Source organism: Bhargavaea massiliensis (genome assembly GCF_018390575.1).
GTDB classification, from domain to species: Bacteria; Bacillota; Bacilli; order Bacillales_A; family Planococcaceae; genus Bhargavaea; species Bhargavaea massiliensis.
Map to the genome: position 1 here is coordinate 214,218 of NZ_JAHBCJ010000006.1, position 20,329 is coordinate 234,546.

Annotated in this window: 18 protein-coding genes and 1 other annotated feature; of the genes, 6 read left to right on the forward strand and 12 right to left on the reverse strand. The window is 55.9% G+C overall.

Features of this window, described 5'->3' with window-relative positions; all coding sequences use genetic code 11:
* Positions 1 to 6: 6 nt before the first annotated feature.
* Genes trmB through pepV form a run of 4 tightly spaced genes read right to left on the reverse strand, consistent with a single transcriptional unit; the run spans position 7 to position 3,900 of the window.
* On the reverse strand, positions 7 to 660 hold the full coding sequence (gene trmB, locus KHA84_RS11010; protein ID WP_213423560.1) for a tRNA (guanosine(46)-N7)-methyltransferase TrmB: 654 nt from the start codon (positions 658 to 660) through the stop codon (positions 7 to 9).
* Entirely contained in the window at positions 644 to 1,606 is a 963-nt protein-coding gene (locus KHA84_RS11015; RefSeq protein ID WP_236823247.1) for a diacylglycerol/lipid kinase family protein, read from the reverse strand. The genes trmB and KHA84_RS11015 overlap by 17 nt, the downstream gene beginning before the upstream one ends.
* 4 nt (positions 1,607 to 1,610) lie before the next feature.
* Positions 1,611 to 2,462, reverse strand: a complete 852-nt coding sequence (gene dat, locus KHA84_RS11020) for a D-amino-acid transaminase (RefSeq protein WP_213423562.1) — start codon at positions 2,460 to 2,462, stop codon at positions 1,611 to 1,613.
* A gap of 25 nt (positions 2,463 to 2,487) precedes the next feature.
* Positions 2,488 to 3,900 carry a dipeptidase PepV gene (gene pepV / locus KHA84_RS11025; RefSeq protein ID WP_213423563.1) on the reverse strand — a complete coding sequence of 471 codons (1,413 nt, stop codon included), beginning with the start codon at positions 3,898 to 3,900 and terminating at the stop codon, positions 2,488 to 2,490.
* A gap of 275 nt (positions 3,901 to 4,175) precedes the next feature.
* On the opposite strand from pepV, the gene KHA84_RS11030 reads away from it, so the two are divergent.
* Positions 4,176 to 4,397 (forward strand): DeoR family transcriptional regulator, encoded by a 222-nt coding sequence (locus KHA84_RS11030; protein ID WP_213423564.1) that lies wholly within the window; start codon positions 4,176 to 4,178, stop codon positions 4,395 to 4,397.
* 75 nt (positions 4,398 to 4,472) lie between these two features.
* On the opposite strand, the gene KHA84_RS11035 is transcribed toward KHA84_RS11030, so the two are convergent.
* Both KHA84_RS11035 and KHA84_RS11040 read right to left on the reverse strand, forming a co-directional pair.
* Positions 4,473 to 5,183 (reverse strand): pseudouridine synthase, encoded by a 711-nt coding sequence (locus KHA84_RS11035; RefSeq protein ID WP_213423565.1) that lies wholly within the window; start codon positions 5,181 to 5,183, stop codon positions 4,473 to 4,475.
* Between the two features lie 10 nt (positions 5,184 to 5,193).
* Positions 5,194 to 6,804 carry a putative polysaccharide biosynthesis protein gene (locus tag KHA84_RS11040; RefSeq protein ID WP_213423566.1) on the reverse strand — a complete coding sequence of 537 codons (1,611 nt, stop codon included), beginning with the start codon at positions 6,802 to 6,804 and terminating at the stop codon, positions 5,194 to 5,196.
* Positions 6,805 to 6,963: 159 nt separating this feature from the next.
* On the opposite strand from KHA84_RS11040, the gene KHA84_RS11045 reads away from it, so the two are divergent.
* Positions 6,964 to 8,235: a BaiN/RdsA family NAD(P)/FAD-dependent oxidoreductase gene (locus tag KHA84_RS11045; RefSeq protein WP_213423567.1), complete on the forward strand. Its 1,272-nt coding sequence runs from the start codon at positions 6,964 to 6,966 to the stop codon at positions 8,233 to 8,235.
* Between the two features lie 201 nt (positions 8,236 to 8,436).
* Here the strand turns inward: KHA84_RS11045 and leuS are convergent, their stop codons facing one another.
* Entirely contained in the window at positions 8,437 to 10,851 is a 2,415-nt protein-coding gene (gene leuS / locus KHA84_RS11050) for a leucine--tRNA ligase (protein ID WP_213423568.1), read from the reverse strand.
* Positions 10,852 to 10,898: 47 nt separating this feature from the next.
* Positions 10,899 to 11,113, reverse strand: a binding site (T-box leader).
* Between the two features lie 141 nt (positions 11,114 to 11,254).
* On the opposite strand from leuS, the gene KHA84_RS11055 reads away from it, so the two are divergent.
* Entirely contained in the window at positions 11,255 to 12,475 is a 1,221-nt protein-coding gene (locus KHA84_RS11055) for a CynX/NimT family MFS transporter (RefSeq protein WP_213423569.1), read from the forward strand.
* Between the two features lie 781 nt (positions 12,476 to 13,256).
* Here KHA84_RS11055 and KHA84_RS11060 read toward each other — a convergent pair.
* From KHA84_RS11060 to KHA84_RS11070, 3 genes are all read right to left on the reverse strand, one after another.
* Positions 13,257 to 13,913 (reverse strand): CoA transferase subunit B, encoded by a 657-nt coding sequence (locus tag KHA84_RS11060; protein ID WP_213423570.1) that lies wholly within the window; start codon positions 13,911 to 13,913, stop codon positions 13,257 to 13,259.
* 19 nt (positions 13,914 to 13,932) lie between these two features.
* A complete protein-coding gene (locus KHA84_RS11065) occupies positions 13,933 to 14,619 on the reverse strand; it encodes a CoA transferase subunit A (RefSeq protein ID WP_213423571.1) in 687 nt (228 codons plus the stop codon).
* 151 nt (positions 14,620 to 14,770) lie between these two features.
* Complete coding sequence (locus KHA84_RS11070; protein ID WP_213423572.1) at positions 14,771 to 15,964, reverse strand: MDR family MFS transporter; 1,194 nt, start codon at positions 15,962 to 15,964, stop codon at positions 14,771 to 14,773.
* A 167-nt stretch (positions 15,965 to 16,131) separates the two neighbouring features.
* On the opposite strand from KHA84_RS11070, the gene mnmM reads away from it, so the two are divergent.
* The 3 genes from mnmM (at position 16,132) to KHA84_RS11085 (ending at position 18,431) form a co-directional block, all read left to right on the forward strand.
* On the forward strand, positions 16,132 to 16,719 hold the full coding sequence (gene mnmM / locus KHA84_RS11075) for a tRNA 5-(aminomethyl)-2-thiouridylate-methyltransferase MnmM (protein WP_213423573.1): 588 nt from the start codon (positions 16,132 to 16,134) through the stop codon (positions 16,717 to 16,719).
* 74 nt (positions 16,720 to 16,793) lie between these two features.
* Entirely contained in the window at positions 16,794 to 17,873 is a 1,080-nt protein-coding gene (locus KHA84_RS11080) for a type III polyketide synthase (protein ID WP_213423574.1), read from the forward strand.
* Positions 17,874 to 17,885: 12 nt separating this feature from the next.
* A complete protein-coding gene (locus KHA84_RS11085; protein ID WP_272875293.1) occupies positions 17,886 to 18,431 on the forward strand; it encodes an isoprenylcysteine carboxyl methyltransferase family protein in 546 nt (181 codons plus the stop codon).
* Between the two features lie 71 nt (positions 18,432 to 18,502).
* Here the strand turns inward: KHA84_RS11085 and hutG are convergent, their stop codons facing one another.
* Both hutG and KHA84_RS11095 read right to left on the reverse strand, forming a co-directional pair.
* A complete protein-coding gene (gene hutG / locus KHA84_RS11090; protein ID WP_213423575.1) occupies positions 18,503 to 19,444 on the reverse strand; it encodes a formimidoylglutamase in 942 nt (313 codons plus the stop codon).
* Between the two features lie 11 nt (positions 19,445 to 19,455).
* On the reverse strand, positions 19,456 to 20,229 hold the full coding sequence (locus tag KHA84_RS11095) for a thermonuclease family protein (protein ID WP_213423576.1): 774 nt from the start codon (positions 20,227 to 20,229) through the stop codon (positions 19,456 to 19,458).
* Positions 20,230 to 20,329: the final 100 nt, after the last annotated feature.

The window sequence follows — 20,329 nt, forward strand, 5'->3', positions numbered from 1 at the left end:
TCCTGCTTAGTTCCCTTCGTTCCTGAATGCGGCTTCCAGCCGGTAGATCGGCTGGCCCTTTGAGGAGAACTTCTCCTCGTACTCCGTCATAATGTTCCACTCCGGCTTGTCGGCGTGCAGATCCAGCGACACATCCGCCAGCCGCATGCCATAGTCCGTCATGTTCATGAGGGAATACTCGAACAGTCCGCGGTTGTCCGTCTTGAAATGTACTTCTCCTTCCGGAGGCAGAATCCTCTCATAGCGGCCGAGAAATTGATCGTGGGTCAGCCGGCGCTTTGCGTGGCGCACCTTCGGCCACGGATCGGAGAAATTCAGATAGACGCGGCCGATCTCACCGGGAGCAAAAATGTCCTCCAGCCGCTCGGCATTCACATTCAGCAGTCGCAGATTGGCGGGCTTATCCGCCTCTTCCGCCCGCTGGACGGCCGTGACGATGATGTCACGGAACATTTCAATGCCGATGTAATTGATATCGGGATTGGCTTCCGCCATACCGGTGATAAACCGGCCCTTGCCGGTCCCGACCTCGATATGGATCGGATGTTCGTTTCCGAATTCCTCCGCCCAGCGGCCTTTCAGCCTCTCGGGCTCCTGGATGACCACATCCGGATGTTCATTAATATACGATTCCGCCCATGGTTTATGGCGTGCTCTCATGTTTGATCCCTGACCTTCCTGTTCGTTGTTGTCCCGCGAGGCGCCAAGCTTGCGGCCGGACCGAAAATACGGCCGGGTGGCCCGGTGCCATGTTGCCGGCATCTTCGCCATCGGTATGAAGCGGCACTTCGCGGTCCGCCTTCAGGGAAAACAGGCGGCCCTGTATGCTGTCCACTTCCCTGAAGGCTGTATGGGCACCAAAAAACACACTTCCGAAGACCAGCAGCAGTTTTACCCGGGATAGCCTGCTGACGACCGTCAGTTCGATGAGACCGTCAGACGGATCTGATTGTGGCGAAATTTTCATGCCGCCTCCGAAGTATGGCTGATTGCTTACCGTGGCAAACCAGACGTCGCGGTAGTCCATCCGTTCCCCGTCAGCCATCACTTCCAGACTGAATGTCCGGAATGCGAACAGTGCACGCACTGTATATAGGGCGTAGACAAGTTTGCCCAGCCCGATGCGGTTCAGAATAGGCTTCAGCGGAGACCTGCCGGTGCCCCTTGAGATTTCCGCATCCAAGCCGACTCCTGAACTGTTTACGAAAACGGAACCTTCCCTAAAGTTGACCATGCCCAGATCAAGTACTGGCGAGGCCGTGCTCCTGCCCAGGTAAGCCCCGATCTCTTCCGCGGTCCTGAATGACCGGAAGCCGCGGCCAAAATCGTTTCCTGAACCAGCACTTACCGAACCTACTATAACATGGTCCGCACCGGCGGCGCCTGCAATGATTTCATGGACGGTGCCGTCGCCGCCGAATGCAAAGAGAAGGACTTTTTCTTTTTCCAGGCTAGCGGCAAAACCCCGGGCGATTGCCTTGGCATGCCCGGGGCCGTTTGTCATAAATTCCTGATAAGGAAATTCCGCCGTCTTTCTGAAAGCCGTCCACCTCCCAAGGGCTTTTCCGCCCCTGGCAGCAGGGTTGACTATAAAAACTGCCTCCATCCCATCAGCGTGTTGCGATCGGCTCAGGGAGCTTCGCTTCAAATGCCTCCATGAGCCTTTCGGTCACAGGCCCCGGACGCCCGTCACCAATCTTGCGGCCATCGATTTCGCTTACCGGAAGGATGCCGTTTGTCGTCGAGGACAGGAAGAATTCATCCATCGAGTATACATCTTCAAGCGCCATCGGTTCCTCTTTGACCGGCTGCCCAAGTTCTTCGCAGCACTGCATGATGACGCGGCGCGTGATGCCATTCAGGATGAAGTTAGACACCGGGTGGGTATGGATCACGCCATCTTTCACACCGAACAGGTTCGAAGATGAACCTTCAGTGACCGTGCCGTTCCGGTGGAGGAGCGCCTCGTAGCATCCCGCTTCAGAAGCTTCCTGCTTCGCCATGACGTTGGCAAGAAGGTTCAGGCTCTTGATATCGCAGCGCAGCCAGCGGATGTCTGCCACCGATTTGAGTTTGGCAGGCTCAGCCGCAGGTGCGTGATCGGGATAGGATTTCGTATAGGCCGTGATGACAGGAGTGATGGCCTCACCAGGAAACTGGTGGACGCGCGGCGCAGCGCCGCGTGTGGCCTGGATGTACACATGACCCTCCTTCACTCCGTTGTCCGCTACCAGCCGGGTCAGGTTGCCGATCATCTCTTCCTGCCCGTACGGGAGTTGCATCTTGATTTTCGCTGCCGACTCATACAGACGCCCGATATGCTCTTCTGCGGTAAACATCACACCGCCATACACGCGGATCACTTCGTAGACACCATCTCCAAAGTAATAGCCGCGGTCTTCAATTGAAATGGACACTTCATCGTCTTTCACAAAGCGGTCATTCATCAGATACATGGACATGTTTTTTAATCCTTCTTTCATCCGATTAGTTGTTTTTGTCCGTTGGCTGTTCACCTGCAAGGGAAGCGATGGCATCCGCATAGATTGCGGCCGCCTTCACGAGATCTCCGATTTCCACATACTCGTCCGCCTGGTGGGCGACATCCGGCCTTCCCGGAAAGAGCATGCCGAAGGCCACGCCTTTCTCGAGCGTGCGGGCGTAAGTTCCCCCGCCGATTGCGAGCAGTTCCGCCTGTTCTCCGGTCTGACGTTCGTACACTTCGCTGAGCGTACGGATCAGCGGGTCGCGGGCATCCACATGATGGGGTGGGGAATCGGATACGATATCGAGCGAGAAGCCGGATCCTTCAAGGGCTTCACGGCATGCGGCCAGCTTGCCCTCTTTCGGATACGTGACGGAATAACGCACGCTGACGGAGATCTCGCCACCCTTTGCCCCATTATACGTCAGAATCCCTGCATTAAGTGTGGTCTCTCCGGAAATTTCATCGGAAAAATCCATCTTGAGGGCATGGCCCCTGGACCCGTCACCGAATGCTTGTACAACAAAGGACGTGAAGCGGGCGGAAGCCCCTTCCATGTAAGGATCGAGAAACTGTGCGAGCAAGATGCCGGCATTGACCCCGTCATCCGGCTCCATGGCATGGGCCGCTTTCCCATGAAGGGTGATGAGGCACGAGTCTCCGTGCATGGCTAGTTCACCAGAAGTTCCGGTCGCCTCAAGATATGCCCGGAACTCTTCATCAAACCCATCCATGGATTCAGAAACCGCAATTTCAGCCCAAGCCTTATCGGGAACCATATTCGTTCTGTCTCCTGAATGGAAGGAACGGAGAGGTCCCTCATTGTCTCCGGGCAACTGTGAAAAGACCAGGTCCGCAATTCCTTTTTCCGCATGGATGATCGGAAAGTCGGCATCCGGCGCAAAGCCGATTTCCGGCATTTCTTCCGTTTCGAAGTAGCGTTTCATGCAGCGGAACTCGCTTTCTTCATCGGTCCCGACGATAAGCCGTACTCTTTTGTTGAGGGGGATGTTGGATTCCTGAACCATCTTCAACGCATGGAAGGCTGCTATCGTCGGGCCTTTGTCATCGATCGCCCCCCTGCCGTACACTTTTCCGTTCCGCTCGTGGCCTTCAAAAGGCGGCGTCTCCCAACCGTCTCCGGCAGGCACCACATCCACGTGGCATAAAATGCCGAGGAGCCCTTCCCCTTCGCCGATCTCGACATGTCCGGCAACGCCATCAACCTCTTTGACTGACATGCCGGCTTCCCTGCCTCGCGCGAGAAGCCAATCCAAAGCCTGTTTTGGACCGGGGCCAAATGGAGCTTCCCCGGTTGAAGCCGATTCATCCAGCACACTTTTAATCGAAATAAGCGCCTTCAGATCTGAAACGATCTTATTTTCTGCCTGATCTGCTTTCTGTTTCCAACTCATTCGGCTCATGCCTCCTTTTGCTTATTGCCATTCTACACACCCGGCGGAAAATTGAAAGCAGGCCGCCCTTTGTAACAGTCCTGTAAAGAAAATGTAAAAAATGTTAGATGCATTGGAATAGTCAAACTACTATTGTATAATGATAGCGAGCCGGAAACGCTCAAAACGAAAAAAGGATGTGTACGCCCTCAACCGAAAAGTGTCGAGCAGAGCTCGAAGCTTTAGGTCGTCCGCTGGTCTTGACATGGAGAATATGATGAAGGAGTGGTTACGATTTGAAACCGACTACCGACCGGATGCTGACCCGCATTAAGGATGTGTACCTGTACATCCGCGATCAGGGCACCGTATCGACCGATGACCTGGTCGACGCATTCGGCATCACTCCGCGCACGGTGCAACGAGATTTGAGCGTGCTTGCTTTTAATGGCCTGGTGAGCAGCCCAAGCCGGGGCAAATGGACAACGACGAACAAACGAGTGAAGATGTCTTCATAAGTGTGTACACATACCGAAAAGGACGGTCCCCGAACAGGTTTCGGGGCCGTCCTTTTCTGTGATGTTGCACTCTGTTCACCTGTTTTTCAGCTCAAGGAGTTCTTCATCCGAGAGTTCCCGCCATTCTCCCGTGCCGAGGTCCGGGTCCAGTTCAAGCGGCCCCATCGTGAGGCGCTTCAGATAGGTGACCCTCTTGCCCCTGGACTCGAACATCCTTTTTACCTGGTGGAATTTCCCCTCGGTGATGGTCAGCTCGATTTCGGACTCGGAACCACTGCTCAGGATGTTCAGCTCCGCCGGCTTGGTTACATAACCATCATCCAGCGTCACCCCTTCTCGGAATGCTTCGCCGTCAGCCTCGGTCACTTCCCCTTCGATCACCGCGTAGTACGTCTTCCCGACATGTTTTTTCGGCGACAGCAGCTCATGGGAGAGCTTGCCATCATTAGTGATCAGAAGGAGGCCTTCCGTATCCTTGTCGAGCCGGCCGACCGGGAACGGCTTGAATCGGCGATACTCATAAGGGAGCAGGTCGACCACTGTCCGGTCTCGCGTGTCTTCAGTCGCTGAGATTACACCCGGCGGCTTGTTCATCATCAGGTAGATGAACTCCCTGTAGTCCACCGGATCGCCGTATACCGTGACCTCCCGGCTGTCCGGATCGACGTGGAGCGCGGGATCCTTTACGGACACGCCATCCACCGATACTGCACCCTGCTTCAGAAGGGCTTTAACTTCTTTCCTTGAGCCATATCCCGAGTTGGCAAGCAATTTATCGAGTCTCATGACCGGCACCTCACATTCCAAACTTTTTCGTAATCCGCTTCAGCCGGTCACCGAACAATTTCTGAGCAAGCCCAGAGCGTAAAGCCAGGACGGCATAAACCGCCGCTCCGACAATTGCGGTAATCAGCGTATAGAGGAAAGCATCCCCTTTTCCGTCTGCTTCACCGAACAGGTAGAGGCCCTGCAGCACCGCCCAGGCCGCCAGTCCCATGACGGCATTGAACAGAAGGATCAGTATCGTCCTGCGGATGACCATACGGGACCGGTAGCGGAGCGTAGAGATGGCTACACCGATGTTCATCGCCACAGCCGCACCGTAGCCGATGATCGTGGCATAGATTGCCCCCTCCGCCTCGAACATGCGGATCAATGGCATGTTGAGCACCAGCTTCAGGAACAGCCCGATCAATAGGTTCAAAATAATCCATTTGTGTCGATCAATCGCCTGAAGGATTGAACCCGACACCGAGTAAAGCGCAAACAGCAGCGCTGCAGGCGCATAGGTTCTCAGAATATCCGCTCCGGTCCGGCTCTGCTCGAACAGGAGATGATACAGCTCGTCCGAGAGGATCATCAGGCCCGTGATCATCGGCAGCGTCAGGAACGCCACGATCTGGAACACCTGGTCGAGCGACCGGGTCATGCCCGGCTTGTCGCCTTTCGTATAATAACCGGTCACGATCGGGATGATTGCCATGGAGAACGCGGTCCCCACCATGACCGGGATCATGACGATCTTATGCGTGGAGAAGTTCAGCATCCCGAGCTGTCCGTCGGAAACGGAAGCCAGCCCGATCGATGCCATCGCCCGGTTGAACGTAAGCATATCGACAAACTGGAACAGCGGGTTCGCAAGCCCGACCAGGACAATCGGGAAAATATAGACGATCAGTTCACGGTACATATCCTTGAGCCGGATGTCCCCGCTTCTGGTGCTTTCCGCAAGCAGACTGTCCATCTGCGGCTTTTCCCGCCTCCAGTAATAGTAGAGGACAGCAAGACCGGCAACAGCCCCGACAAATGCCGCAAATACCGCGAACGAAATCGCGGTCTTCTCAGAGCCTTCCGTGTAGTTGAGGACGATATACACGCCGGCCAGAACAAACAGGATCCGCACGATCTGTTCGATAAGCTGGGAAACTGCGGTCGGCGTGAATTGCTGATACCCTTGGAAGAACCCGCGGGTCAGGCTCATGAACGGCACCACGATCAGCGCAAAACTGACGAGGCGGATGACGCCCGCGATCTCATCGACGGTGAACACCTGCTCATCATCGGCACGGACAATCTGCGCGATGGGCTCCGCCAGAAAGAACAACAGAAGGAACGAAACAATCCCGGAGCCGATCATGATCCACTGGCTGGATTTGAGCAGTTTCCTTCCTGCCTGATAATCGCCCAGCGCATTGTATTTTGAGACATATCTTGAAACGGCGATCGGCATGCCGGAAATCGCGAATGACAGCATGATGTTATAGGGAATGTAGGCATACTGGTAAAGGCCCAGATTCTCCTCTCCGACCATTGCATAAAGCGGGATGACATACAGAAGACCGAGTGCCTTGGACAGGAACAGGCCGATCGACAGGATCGCCGTCCCTTTGACTAGATTCGATGACATGTGACCCTTCCATTCTTATAAGCTAAAGACCAGTTTACTCCGCTCCGTCCAATATCTCAAATTCTTTTCAAGAAAACGGTGTATAATGGTGGCCGGGCCAAAGGCCATATCGGGTATAGAAGGTATAATGAACGGAGCATCCGAAAGGAGCATTTTCATATGCAAGATGTCATTGTGATCGGCGGCGGGCCGTCCGGCCTGATGGCCGCCGCGGCAGCAGGGGCTGAAGGCGCCCGTGTGCTGCTGATCGAAAAAGGCAACAAACTGGGCAAGAAACTCGCCATCAGCGGCGGAGGCCGCTGCAATGTGACAAACAATCTCGAATACGACGAAATCATCCGCCATATCCCGGGCAACGGACGGTTCCTTTACAGCCCGTTTTCCGTCTTCGATAACCGCGACATCATCCGATTTTTCGAAGGGCTCGGCGTGCCTCTTAAAGAAGAGGACCACGGACGCATGTTCCCGGTTTCCGATCAGGCGATGGACGTTGTCAACGCCCTGACCGGAGAATTGGATAAACTCGGCGTAAAAATCAGGTTCGGTGCACGGGTGGCCAAGCTTCTGATGGACGATGAGCGTATCCTCGGCGTCCGGCTGGAAAGCGGCGAGGAAATCCGCTCCAAAGCCGTCATCGTCGCGACCGGCGGCAAAGCCGTCCCCCAGACCGGATCGACCGGTGACGGCTATCCATGGGCAGAACGCGCGGGCCATACCGTCACCGAACTGTACCCGACGGAGGTTCCTCTGCTATCCGATGAACCCTTCATCCGCACAAGGGAACTGCAGGGGCTGGCCCTGCGCGACACGGCCGTCTCGGTCCTCAACAAAAAAGGGAAAACCCTCGTCACCCACCGGATGGACATGCTGTTCACACACTTCGGACTGAGCGGCCCGGCGATCCTGCGATGCAGCCAGTTCGTCGTGAAGGAGAGGAAGAAGAACGGCGGCAATCCGGTCACGATGCGGATCGATGCACTGCCTGACCAAAATGCAGAAGAAACGTTCCAGCAGCTTGTCCGAACGGGCAAGGAAGAGCCGAAGAAAGCAGCGAAGAACCTTTGGAAAGGCCTTGTACCGGAACGATGGCTGCTGTTCCTTATGGACCGCGCCGATATCGACCCGGCCGCCCCTGCAGGCCAGATCGCCCATGACAAACTGAGAAAACTCGCGCAATCCCTTCATTCATTTGAAATGGCCGTGAACGGCACCCAGCCGATTGAGAAAGCGTTCGTCACGGGAGGCGGCGTCTCGGTCAAGGAAATTGGGCCGAAGACGATGGCGTCCAAGAAAAAAGAAGGCCTCTTCTTCTGCGGCGAAGTGCTCGACATCCACGGATACACCGGCGGCTACAACATCACCTCCGCCCTCGTCACCGGCCGCATCGCCGGCATGAACGCGGGGAAACTGGCTGCGGGGAGAAAAGAATGATATCAAACTATGAAACCGCCCGCTGAAATTCAGCGGGCGGTTTTGGCTTGGTTGCGTGACTGTATGCGCGCTTGTGGCGGTTCTATGCGCGCTCCCGCACTTTCTATGCGCGCTTTCCCGCTTTCTATGCGCACTCACTCCATTTAGATGCCAACAAAAGAACCCGGAGCCATCCCGCTCCGGGTTCTCTTGATGTCCAACTTATTTCGCAACAATGTTCACGAGGCGGCCCGGGATGGCGATGACTTTCTTGATGTCTTTGCCTTCCGTGAGCTCCTTGACGCGCGGTTCCGCGAGAGCGGCTGCTTCGAGGTCCTCCTTCGTGACATCTGCGGGAACGACGACTTTCGAGCGGACCTTGCCGTTGATCTGAACGGCGATTTCCACTTCGTCATCGACGAGCTTCGACTCGTCATAAGTCGGCCATGATTGATATTTAATCGAGTCGTTGTGGCCGAGAACGCGCCACAGTTCTTCCGTGATGAACGGGCAAATCGGCGACAATAGCTTAACAAAGCCTTCCGCATATTCCTTCGGGAGCTTGTCGGCTTTGTACGCTTCGTTGATGAACACCATCATCTGGGAGATGGCCGTGTTGTTGTGCATGTTCTCGAGGTCCTCGGTCACTTTCTTGACGGTCTGGTTGTAGACCTTATCGAGTGCGCCGTCGTGTTCTTCGGTGATCTTGGACGCAAGCGAACCGTCCGCTTCGGTAAACAGGCGCCATACCCGGTCGAGGAATTTGCGGGAGCCGTCGAGCCCATTTGTCGACCACGCTTTTGACGCATCAAGCGGACCCATGAACATTTCATACAGGCGGAGCGCATCGGCACCGTGGCTTTCGACAATATCATCCGGATTGACGACATTGCCCTTCGACTTCGACATCTTCTCGTTTCCTTCGCCGAGGATCATGCCCTGGTTGAAGAGCTTCTGGAACGGCTCCTTCGTCTTAACGACGCCGATGTCATAAAGTACCTTGTGCCAGAACCGCGCATACAACAGATGGAGCACGGCATGTTCCGCGCCGCCGACATAGATGTCGACAGGCAGCCAGCGCTCGGCCAGTTCCGGATCGACGAGCTGCTCGGAGTTATGCGGGTCGATGTAGCGGATGTAGTACCAGCAGCTGCCGGCCCACTGAGGCATCGTGTTCGTCTCGCGTCGTCCTTTCATACCGGTCTTCGGATCCGTGACATTCACCCATTCCTCGATGTTGGCAAGCGGGGATTCGCCGGTGCCGCTCGGGCGGATGTTATCTGTCTTCGGAAGCATGAGCGGGAGCTCTTCTTCCGGAACGGTCGTCATGGAGCCGTCTTCCCAATGGATGATCGGGATCGGCTCGCCCCAGTAGCGCTGGCGGGAGAACAGCCAGTCACGCAGACGGTATGTGATCTTCTTCTCGCCCTTGCCGTTTTCCTCGAGCCACTCGATCGCCTTTGCAATGCCTTCTTCCTTGCCAAGGCCGTTCAGGAAGCCGGAGTTCACGTGCTCCCCGTCACCGGTATAGGCTTCCTCCTCGATATTGCCGCCTGCCACCACTTCGATGATCGGGAGGCCAAATTCCTTTGCAAATTCATAGTCGCGCTCGTCATGCGCCGGAACGGCCATAATGGCACCTGTACCGTACGAAGCGAGGACATAGTCCGCAACCCAGATCGGCATCTTCTCGCCGCTGACCGGGTTGATGGCATAGGCACCTGTGAAGACGCCGGTCTTTTCTTTTGCCAGATCCGTACGCTCGAGGTCGCTCTTCGTCTTCACTTTGTCGAGGTAGCCATCGACTGCCGCCCTCTGCTCATCCGTCGTGATCTGGTCCACGAGCTTATGCTCAGGGGCAAGAACGGCATAGGTCGCACCAAACAGAGTGTCAGGGCGGGTCGTGAAGGCCTCAAACGACAGATCGGTTCCATCAATCTCGAACGTGACCTGCGCGCCTTCAGAACGGCCGATCCAGTTCCGCTGCATTTCCTTCAGGCTGTCCGGCCAGTCGAGGTCGTCGAGGTCGTCCAGGAGGCGGTCTGCGTATTCGGTAATCTTCAGTACCCACTGGCGCATCGGACGGCGTTCAACCGGGTGGCCGCCACGCTCGGAAACTCCGTCGATGACTTCCTCGTTCGCAAGGACCGTGCCGAGTGCCGGGCACCAGTTGACCGGGACTTCATCGACATAAGCCAGGCCTTTTTTATAAAGCTGGATAAAGATCCATTGTGTCCACTTGTAGTATTCCGGGTCTGTCGTGTTGATTTCACGGTCCCAGTCATACGAGAAACCGAGTTCCTGCATCTGGCGCTTGAACGTCGCGATGTTGCGCGCCGTGAATTCCGCCGGGTCGTTCCCCGTGTCGAGCGCATACTGTTCTGCCGGAAGGCCGAATGCATCCCAGCCCATCGGGTGGAGCACATTGTATCCCTGCATCCGCTTGAACCCGCTCAGGATATCGGTCGCGATGTAGCCGAGCGGGTGCCCGACGTGGAGTCCGGCGCCCGACGGATACGGGAACATATCCAGCGCGTAGAACTTTGGTTTGTCCGGCTCATCCACCGTTTTGAAAGTCTTGTTTTCCTCCCAGTAGTTCCGCCATTTGCGGTCAATCTCCCGATGATTGTAACTCATGCTTTTTGTCTCCCTCCTGAAATAAAAAAACTCCCGTCCCCAAATAAATCAGGGACGAGAGTCATTCTCCCGCGGTGCCACCCACATTGACGGCAAGCCGTCCAGCTCATCCTTAACGCGGAAAACGGCACCTTCCGGCAACTTGTGTGCCGGAGATGCAGACTCGGGGGGTGAGTTCGGCAGTCCGATCCTGCCGGCTCGCAGCGACCGCCGGCTCTCTGGAAGGATCGGGCCGCCTACTAGTCCCCTTCGACGCCCTTGAGTATTGCCATCATTGTACCCGAAACAGATGCTGTGCCGCAAGTGTCTGGAGACGTTTACTATCCGGATGCCGGGTGGTACGATAATGGGCAACGGGCTGATTTGCCATACTCTTCTCTTAATTTGTCTGGAGGCGCTTTGCTTGGACGGAAATTCCTCTGTATATCGCACAAAAAAACTGGATTTGAAACCCTCTACACTTCTCCTGCTCTTCGGCGTCGTGTTCATCGCCTTCAGTCTCCGGTCGCCGCTGACTTCGGTCGGTCCGGTCATTTCAAGAATCATGGAGGACCTCTCCATTTCGGGGACGGTTGCCGGGTTCCTGACCACAATCCCGCTCTTGGCATTTGCAGCCGTCTCACCCGTGGTTCCGAAAATTGCGGACAGGATCGGCATGGCCCGGAGCCTATTCATCGCCCTTCTCCTTTTAGCCATCGGGATTGTCGTCCGCTCCTCGGGCGGAATCGGGCTGCTGATTTCGGGGACACTGCTTCTCGGCGTAGCCATTGCATTCGGCAATGTCCTCCTGCCCGGCCTCGTCAAAATGAATTTTCCGATGCAGGTCGGGCTGATGACCGGAATCTACACCGTCTCGATGAACCTTTTCGCGGGACTGGCTGCAGGCGTCAGTGCACCGCTTGCCTCTGCCACTTCTTTTGGCTGGAGGATGTCGCTGGGTGTATGGGCCATGCTGGCGGTCATCGCGGCGATCGTCTGGTTGCCGCAAGTGGCCAAGCAGCCGGTACTTGATGCGTCGGGTTCTGCCAAGGGGCCCGCCCCGCGGCCGCTGTGGAAGTCTCCTCTTGCATGGGGCGTCACCTTTTATATGGGACTTCAATCCGTCATGTTCTTTACCACTGCCGCATGGGTGCCGGAAGTGCTGATGGACCGTGGGATGGATGCGGAACGGGCGGGATGGATGTTCTCCCTGGTCCAGTTCTCGCAGATTCCGTTCACGTTCATGATCCCGATCATCGCCGGACGGATCAGGGACCAGCGGCTTCTTGTCATCCTGATCACAGTTATTTACCTGATCGGCTACGGAGGGCTTTTCTCCGGAAACATGGCTGCCGCGCCGCTCTGGATGATCCTGATGGGCGTTGCAGGCGGCGCCTCGTTCGGCCTTGCAATGATGTTTTTCACGCTCCGGACGAATACGCCGTCCGAGGCAGCTTCCCTTTCCGGGATGGCCCAGTCGATCGGTTATCTGCTGGCGGCAGCCGGTCCCGTTTTGTTTGGTGCTTTCCACGACCTGTCCGGAAAATGGACTGCATCGCTAGGGCTCTTTTTGCTGGTCATCGTCCTGCTGTTCCTTGCAGGGCTAAAAGCCGGAAAAGACGAGAAAACCGTTCCCCTGCAGTAAAGAGTGTACAGTTGACGGGAAGTGATCTTATGCAGGCAAGAGCGAAGATTTCCGGGATTTGTGCATGGATTCACTGCATAGGTAGCGGTAATTTCGTGCGTTGGGTTGTGGGTAACCAGTGATTCCCTCCGGGTAGCCGCTGACACCCCAAATCAGAAAACGCTGAAGAGATTGCTTTCTGCCTTCTTGGTCTTCCACTTTGAATTCCCGGCCGGCCACCAGGTGGTTACCTGGCCGATCCGAGCGGTTACCGCGCTACGGTATAGTCCCGAAGTTGAATCCCAGCGGCACTGTTTTCCCTCAAAAAATATGCCTAAAAAGGGGCTGTCCAATAAGTCATTAATAGGATAAAAACAGCAAACGGCACGGACTCTGGTCGCTTACCGCGGGCCGGCGCCGAGCCCCGCGTAAAGCGGGTCTCGACAGCCCGGCTTTTCCCGCAGGTGTCTCCCGGCGTCCGTGCCGTTTGCTATAGCATGTGCTGAATCCGACTTTTCGGACAGCCCAATTTTTTATGGTGTTTTCTGTTATCCGGGCCGACTGCCAGGAGCTTAGGTGTCAGGCCGCACCTTGTCTTGGCGCTTCTCATCCGCAGATCTGTTTTGCCGTTGAATTCCGGAGCCTTACTTTCCGATCATACGGATCCTCTTTCGGAAATCTCCGTCCTCTTGACGGCTGACCGGCTCCTCTCCGTACCTGACACGTGCGTATGTTTATCCCCGGCTATTTTCCTCACTTCCAGTCAATAAAAGCCGGAAAAGTCTCCTTTTCCGGCCTTGTGTCATGCGTTTTGATTAACCTCGCTGACGTCGAGTTCCGCTTCGGTGGAGGCGAGGACATCGTCAACCGTGAAGCCTTCAAATACTTCCTTCAGCTTCAGGCCATCCGGTGTCACCTCGATCACGCACCTTTCGGTGATGACCATATCGACGACTCCTTTGCCCGTCAGTGGCAGCGAGCATTCTTTCTTGATTTTCGGGGAGCCATCCTTTGCGGCGTGCTCCATGATGACGATAATCTTCTTGGCGCCGTGGACCAGGTCCATCGCACCGCCCATACCCTTGATCATCTTGCCGGGGATCATCCAGTTTGCCAGGTCCCCATTTTTCGAAACTTCCATTCCGCCGAGGATGGCGACGTCGACGTGACCCCCACGGATCATCGCGAACGACTCAGCGCTGTCAAAATAAGCCGCTCCGTCAATCGCCGTCACGGTCTCCTTGCCGGCGTTGATCAGATCCGGGTCGACTTTGTCTTTTTCCGGGTAAGGCCCGATGCCGAGCAGCCCGTTCTCCGACTGGAGGATGACCGTTTTGTCGTCGGAAATGTAGTTCGCCACGAGCGTCGGCATTCCGATACCCAGGTTGACATAGTCACCGTCATGGATCTCTTTCTCGGCGCGCCGTGCGATGCGTTCCCTCATCTTTGCTTTATCCATTCACGTTCTCCCCTTTCCGTCAGCGGGTTGTGAGCCGCTCGATGCGTTTTTCCTGCTCCGCCTGAATCAGCCGCTGCACATAAATGCTCGGCGTATGGACCGTTGCAGGATCCAGGTCGCCCGCATCCACGATTTCTTCGGCTTCGGCGATCGTCACTTTGCCGGCCGAAGCCATCATCGGGTTGAAATTCTGCGCGGTCTTGTTGTAGATCAGGTTCCCAAGCTTGTCTGCCTTGGCCGCCCGTACAAGTGCGAAGTCGGCAGTCAGCGCTTCTTCCAGAACATACTCTTTGCCGTTGAAGGTCCGGGTTTCTTTCCCTTCCGCAATCGGCGTGCCGACCCCCGCAGGCGTGAAGAATGCCGGGATGCCAGCTCCGCCGGCACGGATTTTTTCTGCAAGCGTCCCCTGGGGTGTCAGTTCCACTTCGAGTTCACCGCTGAGCACCTGGCGCTCGAATTCCTTGTTTTCCCCCACATAGGAACCGATCATCTTCTTGATCTGGCGGTTATTCAGCAGCAGGCCAAGACCCCAATCATCAATTCCGCAGTTGTTTGAAATGACGGTCAGGTCCTTGACTCCGCTTTCGGCAAGCGCAAGGATCAGCTGTTCCGGAATTCCGACAAGGCCGAAGCCGCCGACCATGAGCGTGGCCCCATCCTTGATATCCGAGACAGCTTCGGCCGCCTGGTCATAGATCTGTTTCATATAATCCCCCTCCGGTCCTCTTAAATGAAAGCGTTACTATTTTCATTTAATCAGAACACTGTCAATGTTGCAATGAAATCAGAACCTTTAGAGCAGTAAACGGATCATCAGAAAAACCCGGCAGCAAAAAGCAGTCGGGTTGATTCCGGTTTTATGGACGATGGGCAGCCGCTTGACGGGCCGCCTCCCGTTTGAGTGGTACATCGTAGAACAGACTCGTCAGGATGGCGAGGCTGAGAATGGAAGTCAGGATGATCAACATGACATGGATTCCGTGAAGATCAACAAGTACGCCGCCGACCACCGGACCGATCATGCGTCCGCCCGTCGAGACACTGTTCACGATCCCCTGGTAAAAGCCTTCCCGTCCCGGTGGTGCAAGTGAATTGGCGATGGTCGGGATCACCGGCCAGACGAACATTTCACCGAATGTCAGGATGACCATGGATGTCACGAACATGGCAAACGACTCTGCGAAGCCGACCACGACAAATGATGATGTGAAAACGACGATGCCGATAAACATCTGGATCTTCAGCCGGTCCTCGAACCGCTTGATGACCGGCCGGATCAGCGGCTGCCCGAGAACGATGAGCGCACCGTTGATTGTCCAGAGCAGGCTGTACTCACCAAGCGAGATGCCAAGGTCAATTGCATGAGTGGACAGTGTCGTCGTCCACTGGGAATAGACAAGCCATGTCAGGAAAAATCCGGACAGCATGATCGTCAGGGAGTAGAGAGGCGCCTTTTCCCTGATCGTCCGCTTTTCCTTGATGACCGACGTGTGTGTCGCAGGGTCGATCTTGAAGCCCCTGTATGCAAAAGCCGCAATCAGCAAAAAGAGCACATACATGACCGTGTTGGCCAGGAAAATATAGTCGATATTGTAGGAAGCGACAAAGCCCGCCAGAGCAGGGCCGATGGCGACTCCCGCATTGTTCGCAAGATAGATGGAGTTAAATGCCTTGCGGCCGCCCTCGGGCCAGGCCGTCCCGACCATGGCGTACATACTCGGAAAGACGATGCCGCCCCCGAAGCCCAGCAACGCAAGCAGCCAGACATAATGCGGCCAGCCGTGATAAAAGACAAGGCCGACGAGTGCTACAAGCGATATCAGGATACCGGTCAGGACGGAGCGATATCCCCCGATCCGGTCGAACAGAAAACCTCCCAGCATATTTCCGACGATGCCCGCAGCTGAATTGGCCATGAGGACAAGCCCCGCGACAGACAGCGACTTCCCGAGATGATCGTGCATATAGATGGTGTTGAGCGGCCAGATAAACGAGTTTCCGACCGTGTTGACGAACATTCCGATGACGAGCAGCCATACGCTTCTTGGCATGTCCCCACCTCCTGTTTTAAAATTCACCTCACTGATTGTATGCCCGTCTGTGCGGTATTTCAATACGGACGCCCTATGTCCGAACATTGTCAATCCACTGCCCAATGGAGCCCCGCCCCCTGCGGTGATACGATAGAAGAACCAGCCTTTAAGGAGAGGATGTTTTTATGGAACTTGGACGAACACTCGCGCAGGCGAGAAAACTGATGGAGCGGACTGTCCTTCCCGGAGAAACGGTCGTGGATGCCACTGCCGGGAACGGACATGACACGTTGTTCCTGGCGGAGCTGATAGGGCCGGATGGACGGGTGCTTGCTTTTGATATCCAGCAGGAAGCCCTCGACTCGACACGGATCCGCCTCGGAAATCTTTCAGATCGTGCGGAACTGATCCTGGACAGCCATGACCGGGTGGCGGACTACGCGGAAGGTCCCGTCGGCGGTGCCATGTTCAACCTCGGGTTTCTTCCGAATGCAGGCGACCGCTCGGTGATCACCCGTCCTGAAACGACGGTCAGGGCTGTCCATGACCTGCTCGGCCTGCTGAAAAAAGGGGGCCTGGTGACGGTCTGTGTGTATGACGGCCATGAAGGAGGCGACCGGGAGCGGGACGCGCTCCTTGCATACGCCCGCCGGCTTAGGGAAGCTGATGTCGACGTAGCCCGTTACGAGCTGATCAACCAAAGAGGACATCCGCCATTCCTCGTCGCATTCGAAAAGAAAAAGGAATTCCGGGAACTCCTTCTGCTGGACTGATAGACTGCCTCCCCGCCGCATATCTTGGCAGGACAAGGGTATAGAGATGGAAGATGAACCGAGGAGGAAACGGAATGCCTGTCATTGAATCGATCTATACGCTCACTCCGGACCATGAAATCGGCCAGAGAGATGCAGCAGGTCTGACTAAACAGCTGTTCAGCGGAAAGTTCAGGGACACGGAGCGGCTGCTGCGGGTGTTCGACAATGGAGACATCGACACGCGCTATATCGCCATGCCGCTCGATTGGTACGGTGAAGCGCATCCGTTCGGAGAGCGCAACAATCTGTACATCGAACACGCTATTCGCCTGGGTTCCGAGGCGATCACAGGCTGCCTGCAAAACCGCGGGCTGCTCAATGAGAAAATCGGTTATGAAGAGATCGATGCGATCTTCTACATATCGAGCAGCGGCATCTCGACCCCGAGCATCGAAGCCAGGATCATGAATATCCTTCCCTTCAGGGATGACGTCAAACGGATTCCTGTATGGGGACTGGGATGTGCCGGAGGCGCCTCCGGGATGAGCCGGGCATTCGATTACTGTCTCGCCCATCCGGACCATCGCGTGCTCGTTCTCTGCGTGGAATTATGCAGCCTGACTTTCCAGGCGGAAGATTATACGAAAAGCAATCTTGTTGGAGCTTCCCTGTTCGCCGACGGAGTGGCCTGTGCAGTCGTTGCCGGAGACAAAGTGGCACACCGCTCAACCGGTTCAGTGCCGTCCATCCGGTCCACGCTGTCAAAGCTGATGCCGGATTCCGAAGACGTCATGGGCTGGGATGTGGACGACACGGGCCTTCATGTGATTTTCTCAAAAAGCATCCCGTCCATCATCACGGAATGGCTTGGCCCGTTCGTCCATGAATTCCTCCGGAAAGAAGGGCTCTCGCAGTCAGATATCCGGCATTTTGTCGCACATCCCGGAGGCAAGAAAGTACTGCTGGCGTATGAGGAGGCACTCGGATTTGAACCCGGCATGACTGAAATCTCCAGACGGGTGCTCAGGAAATACGGCAATATGTCTTCCCCGACGGTGCTGTTCGTGCTGGAGCAGTTCATGATGAAACAGCCGGAAGCCGGGGAAAAGGGCCTTATGGCAGCTCTCGGACCGGGTTTCTCGGGGGAACTGCTTCTGTTGGAATGGCAATAAGGAGGCATGATCATGCTGTTTTGGATTCTGATCGGACTGGTCATCATTCAGCGCCTTGTCGAACTCCGCGTCGCGAAGCGCAATGAACAGAAACTCAAAAGCCGCGGGGCATTCGAAGCGGGCGCTTCCCATTATCCGTACATGGTCGCGATGCATACAGGGTTCTTCATCTTCCTGATTGCGGAAGTTCTCCTGACAGACCGTTCCCTGTCTCCTGTATGGCCGGTGCTTCTTGCCATATTTCTAGCCATGCAGGTGATGCGGGTCTGGTGCCTTGCATCGCTGGGCGAATTCTGGAATACCAAAATCATCATTCTCCCCGGCGCCAATGTCGTGAAGCGCGGCCCCTACAAATGGCTGCGCCATCCGAACTATGTCATCGTCACCACCGAGCTGCTCGTCTTGCCGCTTATCTTCCAAGCTTATCTCACCGCCATACTATTCATGGCCCTGAATGCATGGATGCTGTCTGTCCGGATCCCCGCGGAAGAACGCGCACTGCGGGAAGTAACTGACTATACCGAACGGTTCGGCCCGGGAAACAGCCGGACATCCTGAATGGACAAAAGCGCAAACGCCCCTTAGAAAAACCGGACCGGAAAACGCCATCGTTTACCGGTCCGGTTCGTTTAGATTTCGGGTGCCTTGCCGAGGAATGAGAGGATTGCCTCATTCGTCAGAGCCGCCCCAAGGCGCACAGTCCTGCCCCCCTCATCCACGTCAGGGTTGACTTCAGAAATATCAAAGGACCGGACAGCCGGATGGCTGCATGCGGCACGGATGATCGATCGGACCGACACCGGGTCAAGTCCGAACGGTGAAGGCGCACTGACGCCGGGTGCCGATGCCATGTCCAGCACATCCATGCACAGTGTCACGATTACTGCATCATATTGTCCGATAAAGGACTGGATCCTTCTGGACAGCTGGGCGGGATCAGACTGGCGGACCGTTTCTTCCGGCATATAGTCCACATCAAAATCTTGGGCCGTCTCAAACAGGGAAAGCGAATTGCCGAAACGCTGGATGCCGAGAACGAAATAACCCGCATTCTGGTCTTCCTCAAGGATCTGCCGGAACATCGTGCCGGATGATGATTCCCCGTCATGCGGGCGCAGATCAAAATGCGCATCGATGTTGAGGATGCCGATGCTTGCTTCCGATCCGAGATGAAGTCTCAGGCCAAGGTAATGGCCGTAAAGGGTTTCGTGCCCGCCCCCTAGAATGACGGCGCGCGAGCCTTGCCCATAGGCTTCCGACACCTTTGCCGCCAGTTCGTCCTGCGCATCTTCCAGCCGGCTGTCCCCGCACGACACATTTCCGTAATCACACAACGTCGCCTCATTACCATGCCAGGGCATCGGGGCCAATGCCGCGCGGATCGCATCCGGCGCCTTGGCCGCCCCCGGGCGGCCGTTGTTCCTTCGGACGCCTTCATCACAACAGAACCCGATCAGCGCTACATTTGCTTTGTCCGAGAAATCAGGCCCTCTTACGATCTGGTGATACTTGAACCTGTTCTGATCGGCGGACGACTCAACTGTCCCTTTCCATATTTCCTCCAACCCCATATCCGTCCCTCCTATGAAGCTTCACAGGCCATCCCGTCGCGGTCTCCGTCGAGCCGCTCCGAATAAGCCGGGTGACCCCTCTTCACGCCATCCGGATGAACCGCGCGGAGCTCCTTGCAATTGGCGAACGGGCCCGCCTGATCCGCTTCTTCCCGGTTCTTACCGGCCTGTTCCGCTTTTCCAGCGTCAAAACCCCGATCGGTCGCATAGTCCTCGATCGACCAGATTCCGATTCCCTTATCCTTTGCCCTATTCTCTGCCTGTTCAAAACGTTCGAGATGGCGGATGCTCGGCGGATAGACATATCCGACCCGGGCAAGTCCCTCCTCAAGCAGCTTTTCCTGTATGCTTTCTCCGTCTACATACACGTATGCAAGGAGTCGGCCGTACTTGTCGGTGCGCTGCCCGATATCGAACTCGATGGCGACCTCGCCATTCGCCAGAAGCTCCCGGTTCCGATCCTTCGCCCGTTCGCCGAACGGCTGCTTTCCAAGCTGGGGATGGTTCGTCTCCGGCGTATCAATCAGCAGGTACCTGACATTCTGTTCTTTTCCCTCATAGCGGATTTTGATTGTGTCCCCGTCAATCGTCCGCACAAGTTCCACAGGAACCAATCCTTCCGCAGGGGCATCCGCGGGGATCTGTTCACCTGTTTTTGTCGGGCTGTCCCGGCCGCTTTCCTCTTCCGGAATTTCCGTAAGAAAATAGATGATTGCAATCAGCAGGAGAACGGCAATGGCTCCCGCAGGGCTTTTCCACTTGCCGCACGGTTTTCTCCTGACCATCACACCACGCTCCTTCCGGCCTTTATTGTATCGGCTGGCACCTTCGCCGACAACGAGTAACGCGGCACCCTGTCAGGCGCCGCGCTACGCTGGTCGTGGC

Bases quoted from the DNA above. Each gene is read 5' to 3' on its own strand.
- trmB (WP_213423560.1), bottom strand. From the start codon at position 660: ATGAGAGCACGCCATAAACCATGGGCGGAATCGTATATTAATGAACAT.
- KHA84_RS11015 (WP_236823247.1), bottom strand. From the start codon at position 1,606: ATGGAGGCAGTTTTTATAGTCAACCCTGCTGCCAGGGGCGGAAAAGCC.
- dat (WP_213423562.1), bottom strand. From the start codon at position 2,462: ATGTCCATGTATCTGATGAATGACCGCTTTGTGAAAGACGATGAAGTG.
- pepV (WP_213423563.1), bottom strand. From the start codon at position 3,900: ATGAGTTGGAAACAGAAAGCAGATCAGGCAGAAAATAAGATCGTTTCA.
- KHA84_RS11035 (WP_213423565.1), bottom strand. From the start codon at position 5,183: ATGAGACTCGATAAATTGCTTGCCAACTCGGGATATGGCTCAAGGAAA.
- KHA84_RS11040 (WP_213423566.1), bottom strand. From the start codon at position 6,804: ATGTCATCGAATCTAGTCAAAGGGACGGCGATCCTGTCGATCGGCCTG.
- KHA84_RS11045 (WP_213423567.1), top strand. From the start codon at position 6,964: ATGCAAGATGTCATTGTGATCGGCGGCGGGCCGTCCGGCCTGATGGCC.
- leuS (WP_213423568.1), bottom strand. From the start codon at position 10,851: ATGAGTTACAATCATCGGGAGATTGACCGCAAATGGCGGAACTACTGG.
- KHA84_RS11060 (WP_213423570.1), bottom strand. From the start codon at position 13,913: ATGGATAAAGCAAAGATGAGGGAACGCATCGCACGGCGCGCCGAGAAA.
- KHA84_RS11065 (WP_213423571.1), bottom strand. From the start codon at position 14,619: ATGAAACAGATCTATGACCAGGCGGCCGAAGCTGTCTCGGATATCAAG.
- KHA84_RS11070 (WP_213423572.1), bottom strand. From the start codon at position 15,964: ATGCCAAGAAGCGTATGGCTGCTCGTCATCGGAATGTTCGTCAACACG.
- mnmM (WP_213423573.1), top strand. From the start codon at position 16,132: ATGGAACTTGGACGAACACTCGCGCAGGCGAGAAAACTGATGGAGCGG.
- KHA84_RS11080 (WP_213423574.1), top strand. From the start codon at position 16,794: ATGCCTGTCATTGAATCGATCTATACGCTCACTCCGGACCATGAAATC.
- KHA84_RS11085 (WP_272875293.1), top strand. From the start codon at position 17,886: ATGCTGTTTTGGATTCTGATCGGACTGGTCATCATTCAGCGCCTTGTC.
- hutG (WP_213423575.1), bottom strand. From the start codon at position 19,444: ATGGGGTTGGAGGAAATATGGAAAGGGACAGTTGAGTCGTCCGCCGAT.
- KHA84_RS11095 (WP_213423576.1), bottom strand. From the start codon at position 20,229: ATGGTCAGGAGAAAACCGTGCGGCAAGTGGAAAAGCCCTGCGGGAGCC.